Raw genomic sequence first — 26,540 nt, 5'->3', positions numbered from 1 at the left:
ATCCCTCCCGTGCTTTGTTTTTATTGGCTGTAGCCTGACGGCTAGCGGCTGCGACGCACGTCATGGAGCAGCTCGCTGGCGTCAACGTCCTCCAGCCGGATAATCCGGGCATCAGAGGCCATCGCCATTTTTTCAATCTTGTCGAGGGCCGAGACGATGGTGCGCACCACGCCGTTGGAGCGCTTGCGGATCAAATCCAGCAGTGCATCGTCGATCTCCACATCCACCTCCAGCATTTCGCTGGCAATCAGGGACACGTCATCGAGATCGGCCGGTTTGAATTCGATCCACTGGGAGATGCGGTTAAACAGTTGCTTGCGCTGGCTGATGCGGCGGGCAATCTCTTCCATCCCGACCAGGATCAGGGGTTGTTCGGTGGCATCGTAGATATCGCGCAGGGTCTCCATGATGCGGGCATTGCCGACCACGTAATCGGCCTCGTCCACGAAGATGGCCAGCTCTTCGGCACGGACGGATTCGATGATGCTATCGACCTGAGCACGCAGGTTGTGGCGCTGGGGAATGCCGATCTCTTTGGCAATCTGTTCCAGCAGGCTGGTCACCGTGTCGGCCTTGTAGCAGCGGACATAGATGCCGTTCACTTCGTCCTGGTTGAACAGCCATTCCACGGCGGTGGTCTTGCCAAAGCCGGAGGGGCCATGGATCAGACCAATGCCCGGCACGATGCTGGAGCGGTTGAGCAAGTTGTCGAGCAGCTGCTCGGTCTTGATCATGTTTTTGACTTCAACGATCTTGTGTTTCATAGTGGGTTTGTCCTTTGTTTTTGGGCCTTTTCGGGCTACTCGCTAACCTTTTGCCTGGGTGCAGCGGGTAGCCCGAACTTCATCCAGATGGCGGTTAATGCGTTTTGCCATCAGCTTGTGGCTGTAGAGGTATCGGGTCAGCCACTCCTTCTCCCGCTCTGTCAGCGGGGTATCCAGCTCCCGCTCTGCCAGATAGATGGCTTGCTCGTACTCGGTCTTGAGTGCTCTCGATTCCTGCCCTGCGCTGGCTTGCGCCCGCTGCGCCTTCGCTTCTCGTCTGGCTTCTATGGCGGCCAGTTCTGCCGCATTGAAACGGGCGGGCTCAGCGGGCGTTGAGACCCCGGTGAGCGCGGCCAATGCCGGGTTATCGAGGGTGAGATCACGACGGCTGAACGCTTCAATACCCTTGGCCTGGTCGACGAAGTGGCGCACCACATCCTGATGGAGCTGGTCGATGCCAAAGGTTTTGGCAAGGTTGCGCATCTCGCGGCGAAAGCTGGCCAGCGCCTTGGCATCGGCTTTTTTGGCCGCCCGGAAGGCATCTGGGCTGATACCATTGCCCAGCAGGTCGATGTTGATGGCCTCGATCCGCTCGTTCCAGTCGCCGGTGCGGTACAAGATGGCGCGGCCCACATCGCACGGATCGAGAAAGACGCTGACCCGCTGGCCCTTCCAGTTGTGCTCCAACAGTTCGGGGGCGCTGTATTTGAGGCCACCGGCCTTGATAAAACCTTTGGAGACGGTCGCCTCGCCGATATGGTTGAGCAGCAGATCCAGCGCAGCTTCATCGGGAATAGCACGGCGCTGATAACGGGCCAGCTGATACTTTTCATTGGGGCTGACCCCGAGGGCACTGTGCTTGCGGTTGTGGTAACGGGCATCGAGCCAGTTATCGAGCAGGGTTTGCAGTTCGGCGGCCGTCATGGCCAGCTCGTAAATCTCTTTTTGCGCATCCGGTTTGCGCTTCTCCTCCAGCCGCTGGGCAAAGCTCTTGCGCGCCTCGATCACCTGACGGTCTGCCACGCAGTGGCCGATATAGGAGGGCAACAGCTCTATCAGGCCATGGCTCAAGGTGCGGAAAAACCGCTCGATATGAGGTTTCTCCCACCCCGAGTAGGCGTTGGAGCGGCTGACGTTCATACCAAGCAGAGTGCAGATGGACATGACCCGCTGGCTCACGTAGTCAGAGCCGTTATCGGTGCGCATCACGCCGTTATCGTTGAGGGTGCCCCAGGCCAGCAGGGTCTTGCGCAGCAGCAGGCAGATCCCCTCGCTCGATGAGCTCTTGGCCACCAGCAGACGAACGCGACGGGTATACACGTCGATCACCGCGATGATGCTGTGGCGACCATCCACCAACATGGCATCGACTGGGGTGCTATCGAACTCCCATACGTCGTTGGGCTGGGCCATCCAGGGGTACATCTCCTCGATCGCGCTGCGGTATTTGTTGTTGTAGGCATCCGGGTTGGTGGTGTAGGTAAAGGCCACCTTGTTCTCTGCCAACCATTTCACCATCCAGCGACGCAAGGAGGATTGGCTGGGGATCTGCCATCCCAGCTGGTTCATTTCGCTGTATTGGCTGGCCAGTTCGTGCAGCGCCCCCCACTTGTTGGCCAGATGGGGCTTGGTGGTGACCAGTGCGGTGAGAAACTGGGCCAAATCCGGGCTCTGTTCAACGGTTGATGGCCGCTCCCGCTGATAGTTGCCAGCCAGGGCTGCGGGGCCTTCATCCGCCAGCGCACTCTGCCAACGGCGCAGGGTGATCAGGCTGAATGGTTTTTGCCTTTCATAAACGCTAACAGGCAGGGCGAGAGTGCGGGCACGGTATGCCTCGATAAAGGCGCGGCGCCCCACCTCCCCTTGCTGGCAGGCGTGATAGGGGGCCAGGAAGATATCGGCGGCCTGCAGGATGAGCAGTCTGGCATCTACCTTCTGGCGAGCCCCCTCCCCCAAAGTCAGCAATTTGCGGCCTGCCTCTGGTTTGACCGGCACCTCGCGCGCCAGCAACCTGGCCATGGCCTTGCCACCCGCTGCATGATCGGTCACTGCATGGCCCTGTGCGGCCACAGCCTGTTCTGCCAGGTAACGGCGGGTTTCAATCGGCAGTGAGCCAATGTGGTATTCGGCCCCTTTGCCTTTCTCGCGCTTGCGGCTTTGCCACTCTTCACGTTCGGCCTTTTTGCGCACACCATCGGGGTAAGCGGGCATGCCAACCAATCCGGCCAGTGCCTGGGCGGTGTACCAGGTGCTCATTGGTCACCTCCCAGCAGATCGATCCCCAGCGATTCGGACAGCAGGGCCATGATGGCGCGGCTTTCCCGACGCTTGGGGCTAATCCCTCTGGCCGGAGCATAGTGTTTGATGCAACGCTGTACGGCTCGGGGGTGCAACCCTTTAGCGCGGGCCCAAGCAGCTTGGGAATATCCGCATTTTATGAGCTCAGCCCTGATCCACTCTGGTGTTTTCCCTGACATACTCACCCCGTTTCGGTATCATCAAGTGTCGCAGTGCGTATCTTCATCATTCATAAAAGAATGATTTCATGTCGCAACGCGTCACATATGAATGATTGATCACCCCAAAAAGATTGATAAGTCTTTTTGTGCGGAATTTTTTGTCTATCGACTCACCAGCATTAGCCACTAGCCGAGAATTCCTTGTATGTCAGAGCGTTATGAAGAAAAACCACAAGCAGTACAAAAAGACGGTGAGGTATCTTTTCTGACGGCGGGAATGGATACTTTGAGTGACCGTCTGGATGAGCTGCGCGGGAGCCTGAGCTACAAGGCATTTGCCGAACTGGTGGGGATGAGTGAGTCGGGGATGCGCAAATACTTCCCTCCGTTTAATTCACTGCCCACCATCGACAAGGCGCTGCGCATCGCGCGGACGTTCAATGTGAATCTGGAGTGGCTGGCCACCGGTCAGGGCCCGAAACACCCGGATGGAACGGCCGAGCAGATGGTGCAACGTGAGGAATTTGATGAGGAGTACGCGCTGATCGATGGCTACCATGTCACCGTCAGTACCGGCCATGGTGCGTTTAATGATGATCATGAGGTTAAACGCAAGCTGGCCTTTCGCCGCAAGTGGCTCACGTTTCGCAAGTTAAACCCGGATAACCTGGTGGTGGTCTTCGCCAAAGGCGACAGCATGGAGCCCACCATCCACTCTGGTGACTCTATCCTGGTCGATATCAGCAAGAATCAGATCGAAGACGGATCCATCTTCGTGTTGCGCCTGGGGGAAGAGCTCTACGCCAAGCGCCTGCAGAAAAACTTCGATGGCGGTATCACCATCATCAGCGACAACCGCGATGATTACCCCCTGCAGGTCGTTCCAGCCAACCAGCTGGAGAACCTGGCCGTGATCGGCAAGGTAGTCTGGGCTGGGCACGATTTTTTTTAACTGGTGGTGCTACAGAGAGTCACTTAAACCCGGATTTAAGACACCTACTGTCACACAAAAGAAAAAACAGGCGGTCAGCCTGTTTTTCATTTTCAGCGCATCCCAATCGGCTGAACGAACCAACTTTTCATTTTGCGCTTAAACGGCTTGGTTTAACCGCATCACGCCACAAACCCCGCCATTCCGGAGTTTGTCCCGCCATCTCCCACTTGTTTTCACCAGCTCCCGGTTTTTCATTCTTGGTGGTGGGTTACAGGAGGGACAAAAACCGCCGCCGCCCCTCCTACCGTCACGCCCTCAGGCGGACTTGCCCCATTCCCCCCTGTTGCCGCTCCCCCGCATGGAACAATAAATAACGACAAAACAAGCAGTTCCCCCCAATGGCCAAGGCGATGGCCAAAGAACCTGTACTAGTATTCAGACGGTCGGTTATTGTCATGAAGAGCCTCACAAGGGTCTTAACAAGGAGCTCCGCCATGTTTTGGAATCGCACGGGAAATCACGACAAGAGTGAACAAGCGGCAAAGATCGCAGCACTCGGCGCCTTTGAGCAGGCCATCCAGTCACGGCTGCCCTATATCGAATTCACCCCGGAGGGGGTCATCACCTTCGTCAACGATCGCTTTCTCGCCATCGTGGGCTACGGCCGGGAGGAGGTGATCGGCAAGCACCACCGCTCCCTCTGCTTCCCCGACGATGTCAACACCCGGGAATACGAGCAGCTATGGCAGGAGCTGCGGCGGGGAGAGTCGCGCAGCGGCCGCTTCATCCGTCAGGCCAAATCGGGCAAGGCGGTCTGGCTCGAAGCCAGTTACTTCCCGATCCTCCTCGATGGCAAGGTGAGCAAGGTGGCCAAGGTGGCCTCCAACGTCAGCGAGCAACAATCCACCCTGGAGCGCACCCAGGCGCTGCTGACGGCACTGGACAAGTCCCTGGCCGTCATCGACTTCCAGCCCGATGGCACCGTCATCACCGCCAACCAGAACTTCCTGCACTGTTTTGGCTACCGGCTGGACGAGGTGGTGGGTCAGCCCCACCGCATGTTCTGTGACGAGGAGTTTTATCAGCAGAATCCCAACTTCTGGCGGGATCTCGGATCCGGCGCAATCCAGTCCGGGCTCTTCATGCGCCGCGGCCGCCACGGCGAGAAGATCTGGCTGGAGGCCACCTACAACCCCATCTTCAACCACGAGCGCAAGGTGGTGAAGATCATCAAGCTGGCGAGCGACATCAGCGAGCGGGTGGAGAAATCCATCTCGGTGCGCGAGGCGGCCCAGAAAGCCTGCGCCATCGCCGGTGAGACCGTCTCGAGCGCCGCCAAAGGGCGGGAGGTGATCGACAAGGTGCTGGAAACCTCGGCCCACATCAATAGTTCGGTCAGCGAGGTCACCCGGCAGATAGAGAACCTCAACCAGCAGTCGAGAAGCATAGAGTCCATCATCTCCACCATCAGCAGCATCGCGGATCAGACCAACCTGCTGGCGCTCAACGCCGCCATCGAGGCGGCCCGCGCCGGCGAGCAGGGCCGCGGATTTGCGGTGGTGGCAGACGAAGTGCGCCAGCTGGCGGCCAGAACCTCCACCTCCACCGGCGAGATCGTCTCCGTCATCCGGCTTAACTCCGACATCACCTCCAGGATCACCCAGACCGTCTCTGTGGTATCGGACAAGGCGATGGCAGGTCAGGCCCAGGCCGACATCATCGCTGGCGTCATTCAGGAGATCATCGAGGACGCCAACTCCGTCTCGGAGACGGTCAAAGGGCTCTCCATCTAGCCATTTCGTCCACAACAGACAGGCGACGCCGGTGCGTCGCCTGTTTGCTTTGTCTCCTGTGTTACCCGCCTGCATTCGATGGGGAGCCCCGCCCGTTACCCCTCGGCGGTGACGGCCTGCGCCCCCTTGCGCCTGGCCGGCAGTTGCCCCAGCGCGATGCCCAGCAGCACGGCGCCACAGGCCACCCATTGCAGGGCATTGAGGGTCTCCCCCAACAGCAGGTAGGCCAGCAGCAGGGTAAACACCGGGATGAGATTGACGTAGGCTGCCGCCAGCGTCACCTTCACCTGGGTCACCGACCAGTTGTAGAGCAGGTAGGCCCCGAGCGTCACGCAGGCACCGAGAAAGACGATGACCGCCATGTCCTGCCAGGCCCAGTCTGCAGGCCAGGGCTCGCTGAGGGCGAAGGGGGCGAAGAAGAGGGTGCCGACGAAGGCCTGCAGGGCGGTCAGGGTCAGCACGCTGTAGCGGCTGCAGAGCTTCTTGAACACCACCGAGTAGGTGGCGGCGCAGAACATGGCCGCCATCTCCAGGCTGTTGCCAAGCAGGGCGTTGGGGGCAGACTCATCGGTTCCGCTGCCAAAACCGAGCAGGGCAATGCCGAAGATGGCCACGGCAAAGCCGAGCAGCTGGCGGCGGCTCACCCGCTCCCCGATCAGCAAAAAGGCGACCAGGGCCACCACCAGCGGCAGCAGGGCACAGACCATGCCCGCCTGGCCGGCGCTAGTGTAGCGCAGGGCGTTGACCTCCAGCAGAAAATAGAGACAAGGCTCCAGCGCCCCCATCAATGCCAGCCAGCGCCAATCCCCTGGCTGATAGCGGAAATTGCCGAGATAGCGGTAGCAGCACAGCCAGCAGAGCGCCGCCACGCTCATGCGCATGAAGAGCACCTGGCCGAAGCCCCAGACCGCCAGCACGTGCTTGAGCGCGATGAAGGAGCTGGACCAGAGCAGCATCGCCAGAGTCAGGGTAAAAATGGGTAAAGGGCGCACGTTTCCTCCATGAAATTGGCTATTTGAATAATAACCATGCGGCCTTGCGGTTGTTAAAAGGCACCTAAAATCAGATAATACCGCCGCCTTCAAACCGGATAACCAACCTGCAATGACTGAGTACCTGCTTTTACTGGTCGGCACCGTGCTGATCAACAACTTCGTGCTGGTGAAGTTTCTTGGCCTGTGCCCCTTCATGGGCGTCTCCGGCAAGCTGGAAACCGCCATCGGCATGGGGTTGGCGACCACCTTCGTGATGACCCTGGCCAGCGCCTGTTCCTATCTGATGGAACACTATATCCTGATCCCGCTGAACATCGCCTACCTGCGCACGCTCGCCTTCATTCTTGTGATCGCCGTCGTGGTTCAGTTTACCGAGATGGTTATCCGCAAGAGCAGCCCCACCCTCTACCGTCTGCTTGGCATCTTCCTGCCGCTCATCACCACCAACTGTGCCGTGCTGGGGGTGGCGCTGCTCAGCATCAACGAGCACCACAACTTCATCCAGAGCATCATCTACGGCTTTGGTGCCGCCACCGGCTTTTCGCTGGTGCTGATCCTGTTTGCCGCCATGCGTGAACGCCTGGTGGCCGCCGATGTTCCCACCCCGTTTCGCGGCGTCTCCATCGCCATGATCACCGCCGGCCTGATGTCGCTGGCCTTTATGGGCTTTACCGGCCTCATCAAGATATAGCGCTATGATTCACATTCTTTTTGCCGTTCTGGTGTTGGCTCTGCTGGCCCTGGCTTTCGGCATCATTCTGGGCTTTGCCGCCGTCAAGTTTCATGTGGAAGCCGATCCCATCGTCGATCAGCTCGACGCTCTGCTGCCGCAAACCCAGTGCGGCCAGTGCGGCTACCCTGGCTGCAAACCCTACGCCGAGGCACTGGCCAACGGCGATCAGATCAACAAGTGCGTGCCCGGTGGCGATGCCACCATGCGCAAGATTGCCGATCTGATGGGGGTCGAACCCCAGCCGCTGGGCGGCGCAGAAGCCGCCGTACCGGTCAAGAAAGTCGCCTTCATCCATGAAGATCAGTGCATCGGCTGCACCAAGTGCATCCAGGCCTGCCCGGTCGATGCCATCGTCGGCGCCACCAAGGCGATGCACACCGTGATCAAGGACGAGTGCACCGGCTGCGATCTCTGCGTCGATCCCTGCCCGACCGACTGCATCGAGATGATCCCGGTGCCCACCACGGTCGACAACTGGAAGTGGGATCTCAACAACGTCACCATTCCGGTCAAGATAGTGGAGTAACCATGCAGTCCTTACTCGAACGCATCAAAGCCGGCACCCTGTGGGATTTTCACGGCGGCATTCATCCTCCCGAGAACAAGGAGCAGTCCAGCCTCACCCCGGTGGTGGATGCGGGTCTGCCGCCCCAGCTCATCATCCCGGTGCGCCAGCACGCGGGCCCGGCCGGCGATCTGCTGGTGCGGGTCGGCGACCGGGTCAAGAAGGGTCAGCCACTCACCCGTCATGAGAAGGGGCGGATCGTGCCGGTGCACGCCTCTACCTCCGGCACCATCACCGCCATCGGCCACCATACGGTGGCCCACCCCTCCGGTCTCGACGATCTCTGCATCACCCTCACCCCGGATGGCGAAGATGCCTGGGGCGAGCGCAAGGGCCAAGCCGACTACTGGAATCTGGAACGGGGCGAGCTGCTCGAACGCATTCAGCAGGCCGGTATCGCCGGCCTCGGCGGCGCCGTGTTCCCGACCCACAGCAAGCTCGACGGCCGCGGCCAGCTCACCGAGATCCTGATCGTCAACGGCCTCGAATGCGAGCCCTACATCACCACCGATGACCGGCTGATGCAGGAGTATGCCGACGAGATCATGGACGGCATCCGGGTGCTCAAGCACCTGCTCAAACCCAAGCTGACCCTGATCGGGGTGGAAGACAACAAGCCGGCCGCCATCGGCGAGCTGACCCGTCACGCCACCGACGAAGACGTACTGGTCAAGACGGTACCCACCAAGTACCCCTCGGGCGGCGCCAAGCAGACCATAGAGCTGCTCACCGGCCGTCAGGTACCCAAGGGAGGCCGTGCGGTAGACATGGGCATCATGGTGCTCAACGTGGCCACCGTGTTTGCCATCAAGCGCGCCATCATCGACGGCGAGCCGCTCATCTCCCGCATCGTCACCCTCACCGGCGACGCCTTCAAGAAGCCGGGCAACGCCTGGGTGCTGCTGGGCACGCCGGTGCGCTGGCTGCTGCAGCGCTTCGAGCTGCAGCCCGAGGCGGATCAGCGGGTGATCATGGGGGGGCCCATGATGGGTTTCACCCTGCCCCACGCCATGGTACCCGTGGTCAAGGCCACCAACTGCCTGCTCTCCCCCACCCGGGCCGAGCTGCCGCCCCCCGGTCCGGAGCAGGCCTGCATTCGCTGCAGCGCCTGTGCCGACGCTTGTCCGGCCAACCTGCTACCGCAGGAGCTCTACTGGTACAGCCGGGCCAAGGAGTACGACAAGGCCGAAGGGCTCAACCTGTTCGACTGCATCGAATGCGGCGCCTGCGCCTGGGTCTGCCCGAGCGAGATCCCGCTGGTGCAGTACTACAAGATTGCCAAGGATGACATCCGCGAAGCTCGCGCCGAGGCCGAGAAGGCCGAGCGCGCCAAGCAGCGCTTCGAGGCCAAGCAGGCCCGCTTCGAGCGGGAGAAAGCCGCCCGCGAAGCCCGCCATGCCGAGGCGGCCGCCCAGCGGCGCCAGGCCATGACGGCGGCCGGCGGAGAAGATCCGGTGGCTGCGGCCCTCGCCCGTCTCAAGGCCAAACAGGAGGCTCCCGTCACAGCCGTTGCCGCCACAGCCGAAGGTGTACCCGACAACAGCGCGGTGATCGCCGCCCGTGAGGCCCGCAAGCGGGAGGCGGAAGCCCGCCGCGCCGCCAAGGCGCTCGACACGGCGGCAGCCATGCCAAGCGATGCCACTGCCACCACAGAGGCGGATCCGAAAAAAGCGGCCATCGCCGCCGCACTGGCGCGGGCCAAGGCCAAGAAGGCAGCCCAGAGCGGTGACACCGAGGCGGCACAGGCCACCCCGGAGGATGCCACAGCGTCAACCAGTGCTGCTGCCCAGAGCGATCCCAAGAAGGCCGCCATCGCGGCAGCCATTGCCCGCGCCAAGGCGAAGAAAGCGCAAGCTGGCAGCGAGGCAGATACCACCGAGCCAGGCGCTGACAGCCGTGCGGCAACAGCCGAGCCGACCGGCGCGGGGGACGATCCCAAGAAGGCGGCCATTGCTGCCGCCATCGCCCGTGCCAAGGCCAAGAAGGCCGCTGCTCAGGCGCAAGGTGACACTGTCGTAACCGAGGATGAAGAGGCCGTCGCGGCAGCACCTGCCGCCGTCTCGCAACCTGACGCTGCCGACGCGGATCCCAAGAAGGCAGCCATCGCCGCCGCCATCGCCCGCGCCAAGGCCAAGAAGGCCGCAGCTCAGGCGCAAGGCGACACCGCCGTGAGCGAGGGTGAAGAGGCCGTTGCAGCCGCCCCTGCTACCGCCCCGCAACCTGATGCTGCCGAGGCGGATCCCAAAAAGGCGGCCATTGCCGCCGCCATCGCCCGCGCCAAGGCCAAGAAAGCCGTCCAGGCGCAAGGTGACGCAGCCGTGAGCGAGGGTGAAGAGGCTGTTGCGGCGGCCCCTGCTACCGCCCCGCAGCCTGATGCTGCCGACGCAGATCCCAAGAAGGCGGCCATCGCTGCCGCCGTGGCCCGTGCCAAGGCCCGGAAACTGGCGGCCGAGGCGGCAGCCCAGGCCTCCCCTTCTCCATCGACCGACAAGAGCCACTGATCCATGTTCAATATCGCGAGTGCGCCGTTTGCCCATAACCGCAGACAGACCCAAACCCTGATGTTGCTGGTGATGCTGGCCTGTCTGCCCGGTTTTCTGGCGCAGAGCTGGTTCTTTGGCTGGGGCACCCTGATCCAGATCCTGCTGGCCCTGGTCACGGCGCTGGCCTCCGAAGCCCTGGTGCTGCGCCTGCGCCAACGCCCCGTCAAGCCAGCCCTGCTGGATGGCAGTGCGGCGCTCACCGCCGTGCTGATCGGTCTCTCCCTGCCGCCGCTGCTGCCCTGGTGGATGCTGGTGCTGGGCACGGCGTTTGCCATCATCATTGCCAAGCACCTCTACGGCGGACTGGGCCAGAACCTGTTCAACCCTGCCATGGTGGCCTACGTGCTGCTGCTGGTCTCCTTCCCGGTACAAATGACCAGCTGGCTGCCACCGTCGAGCATCGCCGCCTACGACATCGGCTTTGGCGATGCGGCCTCGGTGATCTTCACCGGCTTCAGCCTGGATGGCTACAGCATGGCCCAGCTCAAGCAGGGGGTGGACGGGCTGACCATGGCCACGCCGCTGGATACCCTCAAGACCGGGCTGACCCAGGGCCTCACCGCCGGCGAGGTGATGACCCACAAGGTGTTCGAAGGCTGGGGCGGCATCGGTTGGAGCTGGGTCAACCTCGGCTACCTGCTGGGCGGTCTGTTCCTGCTGCAACAGAAGGTGATCAACTGGCGCATCCCGGGGGCCATCCTCGGCGCCCTGCTGCTGGCTGCCACCCTGGGTTATCTGGTGACGCCGGATGCCACCGCCACCCCCATGTTCCACCTGTTCAGCGGCGCCACCATGCTCGGGGCCTTCTTCATCGCCACCGATCCGGTGAGTGCCAGCACCACACCGCGCGGCCGCTTGGTCTATGGCGTGCTCATCGGGGTGCTGGTCTACCTCATCCGCCGCTTTGGCGGCTACCCGGATGCCTTCGCCTTTGCCGTGCTGCTGGCCAACCTGTGCGTACCGCTGATCGACAGTCTGACACGCCCCAAAGTCTATGGAGCCCGCCGCAAATGATCTCGACAACCAACGCCTGCATGGCTTGCTGGACAGACAGCCTGAGCTGTCCCGGCGCCCATGGCGCCCGTCGTATGAGCGTCGCGCATACCTCACTCTCAGGAACGATGCAATGTTAAAGAGCATGCGCAAGAATGGCGTCACCCTGGCCCTGTTCGCCCTGGCCTGTACCGCCCTGGTGGTGCTGACCAACGAATTGACCCAGGGCCGGATCGCCCATCAACAGCAGCTGGAGAAGCTGCGCACCCTCTCCGCCCTGTTGCCGGAGGGGAGCTATGACAACGATCTGGTGGCCAGCTGCAAGCTGGTGCAGAGCAAACGCTATCTGGGCAGCGACCAAGCCATGCCCCTCTACACCGCGACCCTGCAGGGCACCACCACCGGCTATGCGCTGGAAACCGTGGCCCCCGACGGCTACAGTGGGGCCATTCGCCTGATCGTCGGCACCGACGCCAAGGGCACCGTCAGCGCGGTGCGGGTGTTGACCCACAACGAGACGCCCGGTCTTGGCGACAAGATAGAGTTGAAAAAATCTGGCTGGATCAACAGCTTCGTCGGCAAGTTCCTCAACCGCGACAACGAATCCAGCTGGGCCGTAAAGAAGGATGGCGGTGAGTTCGACGCCTTCACCGGCGCCACCATCACCCCCAGGGCCGTGGTCAAGGCGGTGAAGAACCTGCTGTTGCTGCAACAGGAGCACCCCGAGCTGCTGCGGGACGCCCCCGCCTGTGACGCCACCCCCTAACGCCGGAGCACAAGCTATGGAACAAGTTGATGTGATTGACGGGCAGAGCCCGATCAGCGAGAGCAATGGCCGCCGTGAAGAGCTCAAGGAGCTGATGCTGCAGGGGCTGTGGAAGAACAACCCCTCCCTGGTGCAGGTGCTGGGGCTCTGCCCCACCCTGGCGGTCTCCTCCACCTTCACCAATGCGCTGGGGCTCGGCCTTGCCACCATGGCGGTACTGGTCAGCTCCAACCTCGCCATCTCCCTGGTGCGCAACTGGGTGCCCAAGGATATCCGCATCCCGGTCTACGTGATGATCATCGCGGCCCTGGTGACCAGCGTGCAGCTGTTGATGAACGCCTACACCTACGGCCTCTATCAGGCGCTCGGCATCTTCATCGCCCTCATCGTCACCAACTGCGTCATCATAGGCCGGGCCGAGGCCTATGCCTCCAAGAACCCGCCGCTGCTGGCGGCCATCGACGGCTTCATGATGGGGCTGGGCTTTACCCTGGTGCTGCTGGTGCTGGGGGGCCTTCGCGAGATCATCGGCATGGGCACCCTGTTTGACGGTGCCGACCTGCTGCTGGGTGAGTGGGCCAAGTCCCTGCGCATCGAGCTGTTTCACGCCGACGCCAGCCTGCTGCTGGCGATCCTGCCCCCTGGCGGCTTCATCGGCCTCGGCCTGATGATCGCCGGCAAGAACGCCATCAACGACTGGATGGGCCGCAAGCAAAGCGCCGAGAAGGCCCATTGCAGCGTGCCGGCCGCGGGTGCCCGCGCGACCCAGCTCTGAGCCAAGAGGGAGCCATGAACAACCAGAAACGCAGACTGATCCTGGAGCGACTGCGGGACGACAATCCCCACCCCACCACAGAGCTCAACTTCACCACGCCGTTCGAGCTGCTGATCGCCGTGCTGCTGTCGGCCCAGGCCACCGACGTGAGCGTCAACAAGGCCACCGACAAGCTCTATCCGGTGGCCAACACCCCGCAGGCCATGCTGGATCTGGGGGTGGACGGGCTCAAGGAGTACATCAAGACCATTGGCCTGTTCAACACCAAGGCCGAGAACGTCATCAAGACCTGCGCCATCCTGCTGGAGCGCCACGGCGGCGAGGTGCCGGAGAATCGCGAGGCCCTCGAGGCCCTGCCCGGGGTCGGCCGCAAGACTGCCAACGTGGTGCTCAACACCGCCTTTGGCTGGCCCACCATCGCCGTCGATACCCATATCTTCCGGGTCTCCAACCGCACCGGTTTTGCGGTGGGCAAGAACGTCGATCAGGTGGAGGAGAAGCTGCTCAAGGTGGTCCCGGCCGAGTTCAAGCTGGATGTGCACCACTGGCTGATCCTGCACGGGCGCTACACCTGTCTGGCCCGCAAGCCGCGCTGTGGCTCCTGCATCATCGAAGATTTGTGTGAGTACAAAGAAAAAGTCTACCCCGAGAGCTGATCCGCAGGGCGAGGCCTGGCTCACAGGCGTCTGCGGACCCAGGCCTAGGGCCATGGATTCAAGGCAGTACCAATCACCAACCCGGAGAATTGAGCAATGAGAATTCTGCATACCATGTTGCGCGTCGGCGATCTGCAACGTTCCATCGACTTCTACACCCGTGTGCTGGGCATGAAACTGCTGCGCAAGAGCGAGAACAGCGAATACAAGTACACCCTGGCTTTCGTCGGCTACGGCGACGAGAAGGATGAGGCCGTCATCGAGCTCACCTACAACTGGGGCGTGAGCGAGTACGAGCTGGGCTCGGCCTACGGCCACATCGCGCTGGAAGCGGACGACATCTATGCCACCTGCGAGGCGCTGCGCGCCGCCGGTGCCAAGATCACCCGCGAACCGGGTCCGGTCAAGGGCGGTACCACCGTCATCGCCTTCGTCGAGGATCCGGACGGTTACAAGATTGAACTGATCGCCAAGAAAGATGCCGGCAGCGGCCTTGGTGAGAGCTTCTGATCCAGGCTTGTCCCCAAAAAACCAAAAAGAGCGCCGAGGCGCTCTTTTTTTATGGCAAAGATATCACTCAGATGGCGCCGTTGCGGCCCATGTTGATCACCACCCGCCGGTTCTTGGCACGGCCACCCTCGGTCTCGTTGGAGGCGACGTGCTGCTTCTCGCCGTGCCCTTCCACCGAGATCTTGCCGGGATCGATGCCCAGATCGACGAACACCTTCTTGATGGCATCGGCCCGCTTCTCCGAGAGCTTCTGGTTCGGCCAGCGGCCGCCATAGCTGTCGCTGTAGGCGTCGATCACCACCACGTCGATGCTCTTGTCCACCTTCACGTACTCGCCGATCATCGCCAGCCGCCGCTTGGAGGCCAGCGACAGCTGATCGCTGTTCTTGTCGTAGGTGAGCACGCTGAAGGCGATGTCGTTGAAACTGTAGGGCAGCAGGCCGTTCACGCAGTCCATGAAGGCCTGGTACTTGACCCGGAAATTGACCGAGGAGAGGGAGACCCGCACCGGCCGGTTCTGGCGATACCAGTCGCGATACTGGAAGGTCGGCATGCGCCCTCCCTCCAGCTCGTCCAGCATGGTCCAGGCGGTCTGCCCCTCCACCAGGCCATCAAACTGCTGGTAAAAACGCAATTGGCTTATCTCCCGACCGGCCAGGCCAGGGCGCCAGATGGGCGGCATGATGCCCAGACTCACCGTCTGGGTCTGGGCCTGCTGGCGCAGACCCTTGAGTTCGAAGTCCAGATTGATCTTGCGACCGGCGCGGCTGACGAAGGCCCCCGTGCCCCAGCTGGGGATGGGATGCTCGAGCCGGCACTCCACCTGGGTATCAGAGGTCAACCGCCAGACGGATTGATCCAGGCCGGCACCGAATTCGGTGACCCCCGCCTGCAACTGCATACTCACTGATATGCTGACCAACCCCAACACCCAAGCGTTCAACTGCCTGCCCTCCACACGATCTCTGGTTAGGTATCGGCAGGGGCAGGACAAGCTTTAGGTCAAAGCGCTCAATGGGGTGAAGATCCGCCCATCAGCTTGAAGCTAGCGATGCGGCCTGCCAGCTCTCGTGCCAGCTGATCCAGCTCAACGCTGTTCTGCTGCAGGGTCTCCGAGTGCTGGCGATGCGCCTCGTACACCTCGCGGATGGTCATCACGTTGTGCTGGATATCGTCGGTAACGTAGCGCTGCTCCTCGGTGGCGGTGGCCACCTGGGCCGTCATGTCGCTCACCTTGCGCACCTCGTTGACGATGTCGGTCAGCTCGCTGCCCGCCCGTTTGGCTTCGGTCACGCTCAGCCCCGCCTGCTCGGTTCCCAGGTGCATGGCCGTCACCGCCTGATTGGCCCCCTGACGCAGACGCGCCAGCATCCGTTCGATGTCGTCGGCGGCCTGCTGGGTGCGCGATGCCAGCGCCCGCACCTCTTCCGCCACCACCGCAAAGCCGCGGCCGGATTCGCCGGCACGAGCCGCCTCGATGGCCGCGTTGAGGGCCAGCAGGTTGGTGCGATCCGAGATCTGCTTGATGAGGTTGAGGGCCTCCCCCACCGACTCGGTATCCTGATGCAGGCTGTCCACCAGTTGCTGGGTATCGCTCAGGGTACCCGCCACCAGCTGGATGGCGTCTATGGTCTGATCCACCTCCTTGTCCCCCTGCCGGGCCCGGCCGATGGCCTGCTGGGTCGCCAGCGAGGTCTGGGTCGCGTTGCGCGCGATCTCCGCCACCGTCGAGGCCATCTCGGTGGCGGCGGTCGCCACCAGATCCACCTGACCAAAGCCCCTGGCCACCCCGGCGTTCACCTCGGAGATGACGTTGGCCGAGGCAGCGGCGCTGCGGGTCAACACCTCGCAGGAGCGGCGCACCGCCAGCAGCAAGCCTTCCAGGTGTTCGAGGAAGTGGTTCAGATCCCGCGCCAGCGCCCCCAGCTCGTCACCGGATTGCCAGTTGACCCGCACAGTCAGGTCGTTCTCCTTCACCAGCCGCTTGAAGGTCTGGTGCAGCGCCGTGAAGCCCAGATGCAGATCCCGCACCACCCGCCAGCAGACGAAGGTGGTCAGTGCCACGCACAGCAAGACCCCGATGGCAGCCCACCAGAAGTCGCTGGCACTCTGGGCCCGCATCTGGTCGACCCGCTCGGACAGCTGCTGATAGAGGCGATCCTCGCTCTGTTTGAGCAGGCCGATCTTGTCGGTACTCAAGGCAAACCAGGCTTCGGCATCCACCCCGAAGCCGCCGCTGGCCGCCTTGTCGAGCGCCAGTTTCTCCATGGCGGCCACCTTGGCTACCACGGGCGAGGCCAGGCTGTCGGCCAGCAGCTGGCGCTGGGAGGGGCTCGCCACCGCCTGGAAGCGTTCAAGATAAGTATTCTGGGCCGCCAGCAGCGAGATGAACTGCTGCAGCAGCGCTGGTGTGAAGCTGTCTCGGCCGAACACGTTGCTCAAGGTCGCCCGCTCCAGTCCCATCCGCTCCTTGCTCTGCAAGAAGGCGGCATAGGCGTTGGTCTGCAGCGCTATGGTGGCATCCCGGCTGTGGATGCTGATCTGATCCACCACCGCCAGCAAGCGGGAGATGATCCGGCTGTAGACGCCGACCTGCTCCGCCACCTCCACCCCCAGCGCACTGACCCGCTCGCGCATGGCCGTCAGCCCGGCCAGCTCCTGCTGCACCTCGCTGAGCGCCAGCAGGGCCGGATCTTGTGCAAAACGCTGCAGCAGGCCATCCACCACCTTGCGCTGGGCCGGCAGGGCATCGTGGAACTTGTTGCCGCCGGAGCCGAGGAAACCGGCCGACATGCCGCGCTCTTTTTGCAGCTCGTGGGCCAGTTGCGCCGCTTCCCGAACCACATCCAGCGCGGCCTGGGCCTGGCTCATCTCCTGTTCGACCCGATAGCGTTCATACACGTACCGGCCGGAGAAAAACAGCAGGGCCAGCAGTGGCAGGCAGACAACCAGCAACATCTTGTGCGCCAATCCCAGCTTCTTCATCCTTGCTCTCCATTCCATTGATTGAGTGGTCAATTATAAGCTCGCGTGTCGATAATAGAATCGGCTAGCGCCTGCGGGGCGGCGGAGATGGGACAAGGGCCCGCTTTTTTGCCATAATGCCGCCTCATTTCACGCCGACCGAGATACCATGACCGACGCAGTTCACACCCTCAAGGGCCGTTTTCGTGGCTTTTACCCCGTCGTCATCGATGTTGAAACCGCCGGGTTCAATGCCAGAACCGACGCTTTGCTGGAGATCGCTGCCCATACCCTCAAGATGGACGAGCAGGGCTGGCTCGTGCCCGATCAGATCTTCCATTTTCATGTCGAACCGTTCGAGGGCGCCAACCTGGAAAAGGCGGCGCTCGACTTCACCGGCATCGACCCCTTCAATCCCCTGCGTGGCGCCGTCAGCGAGAAAGAGGCGCTGACCGAGATCTTCAAGGGCATTCGCAAGGGGATGAAGGAGCAGGATTGCGGCCGCGCCATCATAGTGGCCCACAACGCCACCTTCGATCACGGCTTCGTGATGGCCGCCGCCGAGCGGGCCGGCCTCAAGCGCAATCCGTTCCATCCGTTCGCCACGTTCGATACCGCGGCACTCTCCGGCCTGGCCCTGGGTCAGACCGTGCTGGCCAAGGCGTGCCAGAGTGCCCGCATCCCGTTCGACAACAAAGAGGCACACTCCGCCCTCTATGACACCGAACGCACCACAGAGCTGTTCTGCCATATCGTCAACCGCTGGAAGAGCCTGGGTGGCTGGCCACCCGCTCACCCGGACAACGAGAGTGACGATGCGGGCGAATAAACCCCGATCTCAAGCAGGCTGCCACGGCAGCCGCTTTTCTTTGCACGGTTTGCCTCTGCTGGTTTATTCCTGATCTGGTTTGACCAGAATAGATAATAAAGTGCCATCCAGCGCCTTTTTTCACGCCTCCGACACCGTTGTCGGCAGCAGAGCGCCGTGAATGCTGCAGATAGGCCATCAGCCTGATTTTTTACTCGACATTTGTCACATTTTTCGCAAACTAACTGCCTTTCACACGACAGACAGCAACACAAACTATAAGGAAATCAAATGAATCCTGTTGTTATCGCAGTGGCGCTGATGCTGGTGCTCAGCCTGCTGCGGATCAATGTGGTGGTCTCCCTCGCCATCGGCGCCATCGCGGGCGGCCTGATCGGGGGGCTCACCCTTGAGCAGACGCTCTCCACCTTCACCGGTGGCCTGGGTGGCGGCGCCGAGATCGCCCTCTCCTACGCCATGCTGGGTGCCTTCGCCGTCGCCATCTCCCGTTCCGGCATCACCGATCTGCTGGCCCGCAAGGTGATCAGCCAGCTCGGCAAGGATGCCAGCAGCACCCGCATTCTCTGGGTCAAGAGCCTGCTGCTCGCCTCCGTGCTCGCGGTCTCCGTCTCTTCCCAGAACCTGATCCCGGTCCATATCGCCTTCATTCCCATCCTGATCCCGCCGCTGCTGCACGTCATGGCCCAGATGCAGATCGACCGTCGTCAGGTGGCCTGCGTCATCACCTTCGGCCTGACCGCGACCTACATGCTGCTGCCGGTGGGCTTTGGTGGCATCTTCCTCAACAACATCCTGGCCAAGAACCTGATCGACAACGGCGTGCCGGTCGAGCTCGGCCAGCTGCCGATGGCGATGGCCATTCCGGTGCTTGGCATGTTCTGCGGCCTGCTCATCGCCGTCTTCTTCAGCTACCGCAAACCGCGCCAATACGATCTGGAGAAGATCCTGGCCGCCGAGCCGGAGACGGTCGAGCTCAACCTCAGTCACATCTGGGTGGCCCTGCTGGCCATCGCCGTGGCGCTGGGGCTGCAGCTGATGACCAACAGCATAGTGCTGGGGGCCCTGGCGGGTTTCGTCATCTTCACCTGTGGCGGCGTCATCAAGTTTCGCGAGAGTCAGGATGCCTTCACCCAGGGCGTGCGCATGATGTCCCTCATCGGCTTCATCATGATCTCCGCCGCCGGTTTTGCCGCCGTGATGAAGGAGACCCACGGGGTCGACAGCCTGGTGCAGTCCGTAGCCGGTATGATGACCGGCCACAAGGGGCTGGCCGCCCTCCTGATGCTGCTGGTGGGCCTGCTCATCACAATGGGGATCGGCTCCTCCTTCTCCACCGTGCCCATCATCGCCACCATCTATGTGCCGCTGTGCATCCAGCTCGGCTTCTCGCCCATGGCCACCATCGCCCTAGTAGGTGCGGCCGGCGCGCTGGGGGACGCGGGCTCGCCCGCCTCGGATTCGACCCTGGGCCCCACCTCGGGCCTCAACGCCGACGGCCAGCACGACCATATCTGGGACAGCGTGGTGCCGACCTTCATCCACTACAACATCCCGCTCATCCTCTTCGGCTGGATTGCCGCCATGGTGCTCTAAGCCGGGCAGCAAGAGACAACACAGCAAAAAGGCGACCTATGGGTCGCCTTTTTTCTGCCTTCATTCTGCCATGTGTACGCCAGAATAAACGAGCGGACAGGCGAGGCACTTTTCCTTCCTGCCTGCTCTGTCGGCCCTCTATTGTTCTGCTTCGCTCTCCCCTTCGCGCAGGTTCTGCTCGCAACGGCACAAGGCGGCTCATGGGCTGGCTACCTTAGTTACCATCCTGCACCTGGCAGCCGATACCGGTGGCGGTGCCAGGCAGCCTGTCGGCGATATCAATGGCGCTCAATGGGTGAACCCCACCAGCACAGCATTGGTAAACCACAGGCAACAAAAAGGCCGCTCGATGAGCGGCCTTTTTAGATAACCATCAGGGCTTAGCTGTCGCGGCGCTTGCCACCGAACTTGCGACCCTTGTCGAAACCGCCTTCACGGCGATCCTTGTTGAAGGGACGGTCACCCTGCGGACGGCGATCCTTGTTGAAAGGACGGTCGCCACGGAACGGACGATCACCGCGCGGCGGACGGCTGCTGGTGTTGCCGCCGGCCGGCACCTCGGTGTAGCGGCTGATCTGCAGCGGACGCTGGCAGACCCGGGCCTTCTTGATCACTTCCAGCACGTCAGGGCTGATGCCTTTGGGCAGATCCACGGTGGAGAAGTCGTCAGCGATGTCGATGTTGCCGATGAAACGGCTCTCGATGTTCGCTTCGTTGGCGATGGCGCCCACGATCTGGCCCGGCTTGACGCCGTGATGGGCACCCACGTCTACGCGGTAACGCTCCATCTCCACGTCCGGGTTGTCTTTGAGCGGACGCGGCTCCAGGGACGGCATGCGACGGGCCGGACGATCGCCACGGTCACCGAAGTCACGACCACCGCGGTCGTTGAACTCACGACGCTCGAAACCACCGCGATCGTTGTTGTTGCTGAACAGCGGATCCGGGATGGAGTCATCCAGCAGCAGCGGCTGATCACCCTGGACCAGCTTGGCCAGTGCGGCAGCCAGCTCCAGCGGATCGGCAGAATCTTCTTCGATCAGCTCGTTCACCAGGTTCACGTAGATCTCGAGCTCTTCACCCATCATGGTTTCGCGGATGCGCTCCTTGAACTTGGCCAGACGGTGCTGGTTGATGTCCTCGGTGCTCGGCATCTTCATCGGCTCGATGGCCTGACGGGTAGCGTGCTCGATGGCGCGCAGCATGCGGCGCTCGCGCGGTGCCACGAACAGGATGGCCTCGCCCTTGCGACCGGCACGGCCGGTACGGCCGATACGGTGAACGTAGGATTCGGTGTCGTACGGAATGTCGTAGTTCACTACGTGGGTGATACGCTCAACGTCCAGACCACGAGCAACCACGTCGGTGGCGATCAGGATGTCCAACTGGCCCTGACGCAGCTTGTCGACGGTACGCTCACGCAGCTTCTGCGGGATGTCGCCGTGCAGCGCTTCACAGGCGTGGCCACGAGCGGCCAGCTTGCCGGCCAGCTCTTCGGCGGCGTTCTTGGTGCGTACGAACACCAGCAGGGCTTCGTAGGGTTCCACTTCCAGCAGACGGGTCATGGCGTCCAGTTTGTGCAGACCGGTCACCTGCCAGTAGCGCTGGCGAATGGTGGTGGCGGTAGCAGTCTTGGAGGCGATCTTGATCTCTTTGGGCTGTTTCAGGTGCTTCTGGGCCACGCGACGGATCTGCTCCGGCATGGTGGCAGAGAACAGGGCAACCTGACGACCGGCCGGGCACTGATCCATGATCCAGTCCACGTCGTCGATGAAGCCCATGCGCAGCATTTCGTCCGCTTCGTCCAGCACCAGGGCTTTCAGACCGGAGAGGTCCAGGTTCTTGCGACGGATCAGGTCCATCACGCGGCCCGGAGTACCCACGACAACCTGAGCACCGCGACGCAGGGCGCGGGTCTGGGTTTCGTAGGAGGCGCCGCCGTAGATGGGCAGCACGTGGAAATCAGGCATGTGGTGGGCATAGCGTTGGCACGCTTCAGCCACCTGCAGGGCCAGTTCGCGGGTAGGCGCCAGCACCAGGATCTGGGTGTTGCGGTTACCAGCTTCCAGACGAGACAACAGAGGCAAGGCAAAAGCAGCGGTCTTCCCTGTACCGGTTTGCGCCTGCCCCAGCAGATCGTGGCCCGCCATCAGGTGGGGAATTGCTGCGGCCTGGATGGGGGACGGGCGCTCATAGCCCACGTCCTGCAGCGCTTTCAGTACAGGCGCGGCCAGTCCAAGCTCACTAAAAAGGGGCAGTTGTTCGGTATCAGACATAGATTCTTCCAGATTAAGGCAGGCGGCTAACACCGCGGAATAGCAAAAAGGCGGCGATTATAGCGCCACTTTGTTCTGCTGTCTTGAAAAATGTGATAGGCCTCTCAAGACGTTGGCAATTATAGAGGGATCTGACGACTATGGCTTGCTTATTTTTCACTCATGGTGCGTGATTGCGGATCACACTTCGCCAGAGTCCTTGTCCCGCTTGTGCTTGAGCACCGCCATGGTCAACCGGCTGGTGCACAATAAACGACCACGTTCATCGCGAATTTCTATCTGCCATACCTGAGTAGTCGCCCCCAGATGCAACGGCGCGCAGCGCCCCGTCACCACCCCTTCCCGCTTGGCCCGCAGGTGGTTGGCATTGACCTCCAGTCCCACGCAATAACTGTCCGCCCCGACCGCCATGTTGGCCGCAAGTGATCCCAGCGTCTCCGCCAGCACCACGGAGGCGCCGCCGTGCAGCATCCCGAGCGGCTGATGGGTGCGGTGATCCACCGGCATGGTGGCCTCCAGCCAGTCAGGACCAAAGGCGGTGTAGACGATGTCGAGGTGGGCCATCAGGGTGTTGCGGGAGCTGGCGTTGAGCCCCTCAAGGCTCATGGGCTTGCGCCAGATAGGGGCGTTATCTTGACTCATGACGAGCTGACTCCTTCTGTGATCAATGGGTTATCGCTGCGCCGTAGCGGCAAACCAGCAGTGTCGGCGAAAATGGCGCAGAAAAAAAGATGCCCCGCTTGAGGGGGCATCTTCAGGGCTGGCCGGCTGGCCATGCCTTGTCACCAAGGGTAGGTCACCCCGGGCCATTCCGCCCAGGGGACGTCCCGCCCAGGCAGGCTCGGCTCGGGCCACTGCCACACCTTGCCAAGCCAGGCGCGCAGTTCGGCCTCCAGTTCGGCATCGGTGAGCGGCACCTCGGCCACCTTCCAGAAGAAGAGCTCCACCGCCACCTCCGGCAGCACCGAGGGGTAGAGGTAAACCCCGCCCCAGAACTCGGGCTCCCGTGCCGGGCTCCAGAGGCCATAGGCAAAGGAGCGCTTGGCCAGGAACTCGGAGTGCTGCCACTCCAGATCGGCCTCGTGCTGGCTCAGGCTGAAACTGGCGGAGGGCCACACATCGTCCGGGCGAAACAGCTGATGAAGCAGCTCGCGCTCGCGCAGCATGGCGACGAACTCCACCACCGCCTGGGCCGGGCTGACCGGCAGCAGCAGGAAGTGCGGGTGCCGATAGGCTTGCGGCACCCGAAACCGCTTGGGCAGGGTCAGCATCAGAGCAGTTCCAGCAGGGCCTGCAACGGGTGCTTGAGTTTCTCCCCCTCCATCCGCTTGACCTGGCTGCGGCACGAATAACCGGTGGCCAGGCAGCGCTCCTTGGGCAGGCGCGCGAGGGGCTCGGCCCAGCTCAGACCATAGATGCCTTTGGAGTTCTCCACCTGTTTGGCGTCGTGGCCATAGGTACCGGCCATGCCGCAGCAGCCCACCGAGACTGGCTGCAGGGTGGCACCGAAGCGGCGGAACAGGGTGCTCCAGTCACCATGGGTGGTGGGCTTGGCGGTCTTCTCGGTGCAGTGAGCGAACAGATACCAGGGTTCGGCACCCACCTCTTCCCGCACCGGCAGCGCCTCGGCCGGCAGGGAGAGCAACCACTCCTGGGGCAACATCACCAGGAAGTCGCCGCGAGCGGGGCCGAGCGCCTTCACGTATTCATCCCGATAGCAGAGCACCAGGGAGGGGTCGACCCCCACCATGGGGATGCCAAGCGCCGCCACCTTGTTGAGGAACTGGGCGCTGCTGGCCGCGGTACGGGCAAAGGCGCGCAGGAAACCCTTCACGTGCTGGGGCTTGCCGTTGGGTTTGAACGGCAGCAGATAGGGCTGATAGCCCAGCTTGGTGGCCAGCTTCACCAGGTCACGCACCACGGGGGCGTCATAGTAGCTGGTGAAGGGATCCTGCACGATGAGCACCACTTTTTGACGCTGCTCTGGGCTCATGGCCTCCAGGCCCGGCAGATCGAAATAGCGGGCGCGATGGTCGCGCAGCTCCTCGGCCAGGGTCGGTACGCTCAAGAGCGGCACGTCCACCATGCCGATGCTCTTCTCGGTCGCCTTCTGGGCCCACTCCTTCTCGAGGAAGAAGTTGACCAGTTTCGGCGCCTTGGCCAGCAGGGGGGCGTAGCTCTCCACCGTGCCGACGAAGTAATCCTTGGGTCCACGCAGATAGCGGCTGTGGTAGAGCTGCATGAAGCGGGCACGGAAGGTGGGCACATCCACCTTGATGGGGCACTGGCTGGTGCACGCCTTGCACGCCAGGCACCCCTCCATCGCCTCCATCACCTCGTGGGAGAAGTCATACTGGCCGCGAGCGCGGGCCACCGTATTGCGGAACTTGTCGACAATTTGCTTGAAGCGCAGACCGCCGCTTTGCAGCGCCACCTCTTCGGCAAGAGGGTCGAAGCCCTGCTCTGCCAGCTGGCGCAGCCACTCGCGCATCAGGCCGGCCCGCCCCTTGGGGGAGTGGCGGCGATCGCGGCTGATCTTGACCGAGGGGCACATGGGGGAGTCGGTCTCGAAGGTGAAGCACAGACCGTTGCCGTTGCAATCGAGCGCCCGGGTATAGCTGGTGCGCACCGCCAGCGGGATCTGGCGGTCGAACTTGCCGCGCTTGGGCCCGTCCACCGACACCAGTTCGGCGCCGCTGCCGTAAGGCATGCAGATCTTGCCCGGGTTGATGCGATTGGCCGGGTCGAACGCCCCCTTGACCCGTTGCAGCTCTTCCCACAGCTCGCCGAAGAAGGCGGGGCTGTATTCGGAGCGAAAGCCCTTGCCGTGCTCCCCCCACATCAGGCCGCCGTATTTGGCGGTCAGCGCCACCACCTGATCGGAGATGCGCCGCAGCAGTACCTCCTGCTCGGGGTCGCACAAGTCCAGCGCCGGGCGCACGTGCAGCACCCCGGCATCGACGTGGCCGAACATGCCGTAGTCGAGGCCATGGGCGTCCAGCAGGGCACGAAACTCCATGATGAAATCGGCCAGGGATTCCGGCGGCACGGCGGTGTCTTCGGTGAAGGCCACCGGCTTCTTGCGCCCTTCGGCGTTGCCGAGCAGCCCCACCGACTTCTTGCGCATGCCGTAGATGGTCTCGATGCTCGGCAGGTGGTCGCACACCTGATAGCCGATGACCCCGGCTTCACCGCGCGCCAGCAGGCCGTCGATGCGCCGGCACAGCTCGGCTACCTTGGCTTGGTGCTCGGCCTCATCGGTGTCGGCAAACTCGACGATGTTGAGCCCCTGCAGATCCTTGCCGGGTACGTCCTGGATGAGATCCTTCACCGAGTGCCAGATGATGTCGGCGCGGGCCAGCCCCAGTACCCTGGAGTCCACCGTCTCCACCGACAGGGCGTGCGCCTCTACCATAAAGGGGGCGTTGCGCAGGGCCGAGGGGAAGCTGTCGTACTTGACGTTGACGAGCGTCCGGTAGCGCGGGATGGGGGTGATGTTGAGCTTCGCCTCTGTGATGAAGCCCAAAGAGCCTTCCGAGCCGCACAATACGCGGCTGACGTCCAGGGTGTCACTCTCCGGGATATAGAGGTGTTTGAGATCGTAACCGGTCAGAAAGCGGTTGAGCTTGGGAAAGGTGGTCTCGATGTCGGCGCGCCGCTCGCGGCCTATGCGATAGAGGGTGCGATAGATCTCCCCTTCACGACTCTCGAGAGCCAGCTTGTCGGCCAGTCGCTCACCGGTCACCGGCTCGGTGGCCATGAGCTCGCCGTTTTCCAGCACGGCCTTGAGACCCAGCACGTGATCCGAGGTCTTGCCGTACACCAGCGACCCCTGCCCGGAGGCGTCGGTGTTGACCATGCCCCCTAAGGTAGCGCGGTTGGAGGTGGAGAGATCCGGCGAGAAGAAGTAGCCGTGGGGCTTCAAATAGGCGTTGAGCTGGTCCTTCACCACCCCGGCCTGGGCTCGCACCCAACCCTCTTCCAGATTAATTTCCATGATCTGGTTCATATGGCGCGAGAGATCGACGATAATGCCGCCGCCCAAGGATTGACCATTGGTGCCGGTACCGCCGCCGCGAGGGAAGAAACTCAAGGCTGCGTACTCGGGCCCCTGGGCCAGCTTGAGCATCACCGCAATATCGTCCGCGCTGCGCGGATAGAGAACCGCCTGAGGTACGACCTGATAGACGCTGTTATCCGTCGCCATCGCCAACCGGCTTGCATAAGACTTTTCGATATCACCACGAAATGCTGATCGCGCCAGCAACTCAAGAAACTGCAGGGTTGTAGGTGACAAACTGTCCTGGTAATCGAGTCTCGGGATCATGAATCCTTGTTCCCATCCTTTGCTTGATGCCGGCATTCCGGCGACAACGACCGTTCGGGCCAGCC

At 62.3% G+C, this 26,540-nt stretch carries 21 protein-coding genes; 12 read left to right on the top strand and 9 right to left on the bottom strand.

What is annotated here, in order from left to right; translation table 11 throughout:
• Window positions 1-41 precede the first annotated feature (41 nt).
• Both CK627_RS12695 and CK627_RS12690 read right to left on the bottom strand, forming a co-directional pair.
• The gene (locus tag CK627_RS12695; protein ID WP_029300291.1) at window positions 42-764 is read right to left on the bottom strand and encodes an AAA family ATPase; all 723 of its coding nucleotides are present in this window, start codon (window positions 762-764) and stop codon (window positions 42-44) included.
• A 42-nt stretch (window positions 765-806) separates the two neighbouring features.
• Window positions 807-3,020 (bottom strand): DNA-binding protein, encoded by a 2,214-nt coding sequence (locus CK627_RS12690; protein WP_095592507.1) that lies wholly within the window; start codon window positions 3,018-3,020, stop codon window positions 807-809.
• A gap of 408 nt (window positions 3,021-3,428) precedes the next feature.
• Between CK627_RS12690 and CK627_RS12680 the strand changes: the two genes are divergently transcribed.
• Window positions 3,429-4,175: a LexA family transcriptional regulator gene (locus tag CK627_RS12680; RefSeq protein WP_013723688.1), complete on the top strand. Its 747-nt coding sequence runs from the start codon at window positions 3,429-3,431 to the stop codon at window positions 4,173-4,175.
• Between the two features lie 476 nt (window positions 4,176-4,651).
• Window positions 4,652-5,950 (top strand): methyl-accepting chemotaxis protein, encoded by a 1,299-nt coding sequence (locus tag CK627_RS23165; protein WP_095592506.1) that lies wholly within the window; start codon window positions 4,652-4,654, stop codon window positions 5,948-5,950.
• A gap of 95 nt (window positions 5,951-6,045) precedes the next feature.
• On the opposite strand, the gene CK627_RS12665 is transcribed toward CK627_RS23165, so the two are convergent.
• Window positions 6,046-6,942, bottom strand: coding sequence for a DMT family transporter (locus CK627_RS12665; protein WP_167385342.1), 897 nt, complete (start codon window positions 6,940-6,942; stop codon window positions 6,046-6,048).
• A 112-nt stretch (window positions 6,943-7,054) separates the two neighbouring features.
• Here CK627_RS12665 and rsxA point away from each other — a divergent pair, with 112 nt between their 5' ends.
• The 8 genes from rsxA (at window position 7,055) to gloA (ending at window position 14,486) form a co-directional block, all read left to right on the top strand.
• On the top strand, window positions 7,055-7,636 hold the full coding sequence (rsxA, locus tag CK627_RS12660; RefSeq protein WP_005302262.1) for an electron transport complex subunit RsxA: 582 nt from the start codon (window positions 7,055-7,057) through the stop codon (window positions 7,634-7,636).
• Window positions 7,637-7,640: 4 nt separating this feature from the next.
• Window positions 7,641-8,204, top strand: a complete 564-nt coding sequence (rsxB, locus tag CK627_RS12655) for an electron transport complex subunit RsxB (protein WP_005302265.1) — start codon at window positions 7,641-7,643, stop codon at window positions 8,202-8,204.
• Between the two features lie 2 nt (window positions 8,205-8,206).
• Complete coding sequence (gene rsxC / locus CK627_RS12650; RefSeq protein ID WP_095592505.1) at window positions 8,207-10,744, top strand: electron transport complex subunit RsxC; 2,538 nt, start codon at window positions 8,207-8,209, stop codon at window positions 10,742-10,744.
• 3 nt (window positions 10,745-10,747) lie between these two features.
• Complete coding sequence (gene rsxD / locus CK627_RS12645; RefSeq protein WP_005302270.1) at window positions 10,748-11,800, top strand: electron transport complex subunit RsxD; 1,053 nt, start codon at window positions 10,748-10,750, stop codon at window positions 11,798-11,800.
• A 112-nt stretch (window positions 11,801-11,912) separates the two neighbouring features.
• Complete coding sequence (gene rsxG / locus CK627_RS12640; RefSeq protein WP_095592504.1) at window positions 11,913-12,545, top strand: electron transport complex subunit RsxG; 633 nt, start codon at window positions 11,913-11,915, stop codon at window positions 12,543-12,545.
• A 16-nt stretch (window positions 12,546-12,561) separates the two neighbouring features.
• Window positions 12,562-13,320: an electron transport complex subunit E gene (locus CK627_RS12635; protein ID WP_017764207.1), complete on the top strand. Its 759-nt coding sequence runs from the start codon at window positions 12,562-12,564 to the stop codon at window positions 13,318-13,320.
• 14 nt (window positions 13,321-13,334) lie between these two features.
• The gene (nth, locus tag CK627_RS12630; RefSeq protein ID WP_017778817.1) at window positions 13,335-13,976 is read left to right on the top strand and encodes an endonuclease III; all 642 of its coding nucleotides are present in this window, start codon (window positions 13,335-13,337) and stop codon (window positions 13,974-13,976) included.
• A 96-nt stretch (window positions 13,977-14,072) separates the two neighbouring features.
• Window positions 14,073-14,486, top strand: a complete 414-nt coding sequence (gene gloA / locus CK627_RS12625) for a lactoylglutathione lyase (protein WP_017764205.1) — start codon at window positions 14,073-14,075, stop codon at window positions 14,484-14,486.
• Between the two features lie 67 nt (window positions 14,487-14,553).
• Here the strand turns inward: gloA and CK627_RS12620 are convergent, their stop codons facing one another.
• Window positions 14,554-15,429: a flagellar protein MotY gene (locus CK627_RS12620; RefSeq protein WP_005302285.1), complete on the bottom strand. Its 876-nt coding sequence runs from the start codon at window positions 15,427-15,429 to the stop codon at window positions 14,554-14,556.
• 68 nt (window positions 15,430-15,497) lie between these two features.
• On the bottom strand, window positions 15,498-17,471 hold the full coding sequence (locus tag CK627_RS12615; protein ID WP_095592503.1) for a methyl-accepting chemotaxis protein: 1,974 nt from the start codon (window positions 17,469-17,471) through the stop codon (window positions 15,498-15,500).
• A gap of 148 nt (window positions 17,472-17,619) precedes the next feature.
• Here CK627_RS12615 and rnt point away from each other — a divergent pair, with 148 nt between their 5' ends.
• Window positions 17,620-18,279 (top strand): ribonuclease T, encoded by a 660-nt coding sequence (rnt, locus tag CK627_RS12610; protein WP_017764203.1) that lies wholly within the window; start codon window positions 17,620-17,622, stop codon window positions 18,277-18,279.
• Between the two features lie 270 nt (window positions 18,280-18,549).
• The gene (locus CK627_RS12605) at window positions 18,550-19,872 is read left to right on the top strand and encodes a Na+/H+ antiporter family protein (RefSeq protein ID WP_054544667.1); all 1,323 of its coding nucleotides are present in this window, start codon (window positions 18,550-18,552) and stop codon (window positions 19,870-19,872) included.
• 380 nt (window positions 19,873-20,252) lie between these two features.
• Here the strand turns inward: CK627_RS12605 and CK627_RS12600 are convergent, their stop codons facing one another.
• From CK627_RS12600 to ydiJ, 4 genes are all read right to left on the bottom strand, one after another.
• The gene (locus CK627_RS12600; protein WP_005302298.1) at window positions 20,253-22,148 is read right to left on the bottom strand and encodes a DEAD/DEAH box helicase; all 1,896 of its coding nucleotides are present in this window, start codon (window positions 22,146-22,148) and stop codon (window positions 20,253-20,255) included.
• 180 nt (window positions 22,149-22,328) lie between these two features.
• The gene (locus CK627_RS12595) at window positions 22,329-22,790 is read right to left on the bottom strand and encodes a hotdog fold thioesterase (protein WP_095592502.1); all 462 of its coding nucleotides are present in this window, start codon (window positions 22,788-22,790) and stop codon (window positions 22,329-22,331) included.
• Window positions 22,791-22,930: 140 nt separating this feature from the next.
• Window positions 22,931-23,419, bottom strand: a complete 489-nt coding sequence (locus tag CK627_RS12590; RefSeq protein WP_095592501.1) for a hypothetical protein — start codon at window positions 23,417-23,419, stop codon at window positions 22,931-22,933.
• A complete protein-coding gene (gene ydiJ / locus CK627_RS12585) occupies window positions 23,419-26,475 on the bottom strand; it encodes a D-2-hydroxyglutarate dehydrogenase YdiJ (RefSeq protein WP_167385341.1) in 3,057 nt (1,018 codons plus the stop codon). Before ydiJ ends, CK627_RS12590 begins: the two co-directional genes overlap by 1 nt.
• Window positions 26,476-26,540 lie beyond the last annotated feature (65 nt).

The sequence above is a fragment of the Aeromonas dhakensis genome (assembly GCF_002285935.1).
Taxonomy (GTDB): Bacteria; Pseudomonadota; Gammaproteobacteria; order Enterobacterales; family Aeromonadaceae; genus Aeromonas; species Aeromonas dhakensis.
This window is presented reverse-complemented; position numbering and strand designations above follow the sequence as displayed.

Coding starts and splice junctions, on each gene's coding strand:
- CK627_RS12695 (WP_029300291.1), bottom strand. CDS start 764: ATGAAACACAAGATCGTTGAAGTCAAAAACATGATCAAGACCGAGCAG.
- CK627_RS12690 (WP_095592507.1), bottom strand. CDS start 3,020: ATGAGCACCTGGTACACCGCCCAGGCACTGGCCGGATTGGTTGGCATG.
- CK627_RS12680 (WP_013723688.1), top strand. CDS start 3,429: ATGTCAGAGCGTTATGAAGAAAAACCACAAGCAGTACAAAAAGACGGT.
- CK627_RS23165 (WP_095592506.1), top strand. CDS start 4,652: ATGTTTTGGAATCGCACGGGAAATCACGACAAGAGTGAACAAGCGGCA.
- rsxA (WP_005302262.1), top strand. CDS start 7,055: ATGACTGAGTACCTGCTTTTACTGGTCGGCACCGTGCTGATCAACAAC.
- rsxB (WP_005302265.1), top strand. CDS start 7,641: ATGATTCACATTCTTTTTGCCGTTCTGGTGTTGGCTCTGCTGGCCCTG.
- rsxC (WP_095592505.1), top strand. CDS start 8,207: ATGCAGTCCTTACTCGAACGCATCAAAGCCGGCACCCTGTGGGATTTT.
- rsxD (WP_005302270.1), top strand. CDS start 10,748: ATGTTCAATATCGCGAGTGCGCCGTTTGCCCATAACCGCAGACAGACC.
- rsxG (WP_095592504.1), top strand. CDS start 11,913: ATGTTAAAGAGCATGCGCAAGAATGGCGTCACCCTGGCCCTGTTCGCC.
- CK627_RS12635 (WP_017764207.1), top strand. CDS start 12,562: ATGGAACAAGTTGATGTGATTGACGGGCAGAGCCCGATCAGCGAGAGC.
- nth (WP_017778817.1), top strand. CDS start 13,335: ATGAACAACCAGAAACGCAGACTGATCCTGGAGCGACTGCGGGACGAC.
- gloA (WP_017764205.1), top strand. CDS start 14,073: ATGAGAATTCTGCATACCATGTTGCGCGTCGGCGATCTGCAACGTTCC.
- CK627_RS12615 (WP_095592503.1), bottom strand. CDS start 17,471: ATGAAGAAGCTGGGATTGGCGCACAAGATGTTGCTGGTTGTCTGCCTG.
- rnt (WP_017764203.1), top strand. CDS start 17,620: ATGACCGACGCAGTTCACACCCTCAAGGGCCGTTTTCGTGGCTTTTAC.
- CK627_RS12605 (WP_054544667.1), top strand. CDS start 18,550: ATGAATCCTGTTGTTATCGCAGTGGCGCTGATGCTGGTGCTCAGCCTG.
- CK627_RS12600 (WP_005302298.1), bottom strand. CDS start 22,148: ATGTCTGATACCGAACAACTGCCCCTTTTTAGTGAGCTTGGACTGGCC.
- CK627_RS12595 (WP_095592502.1), bottom strand. CDS start 22,790: ATGAGTCAAGATAACGCCCCTATCTGGCGCAAGCCCATGAGCCTTGAG.
- CK627_RS12590 (WP_095592501.1), bottom strand. CDS start 23,419: ATGCTGACCCTGCCCAAGCGGTTTCGGGTGCCGCAAGCCTATCGGCAC.
- ydiJ (WP_167385341.1), bottom strand. CDS start 26,475: ATGATCCCGAGACTCGATTACCAGGACAGTTTGTCACCTACAACCCTG.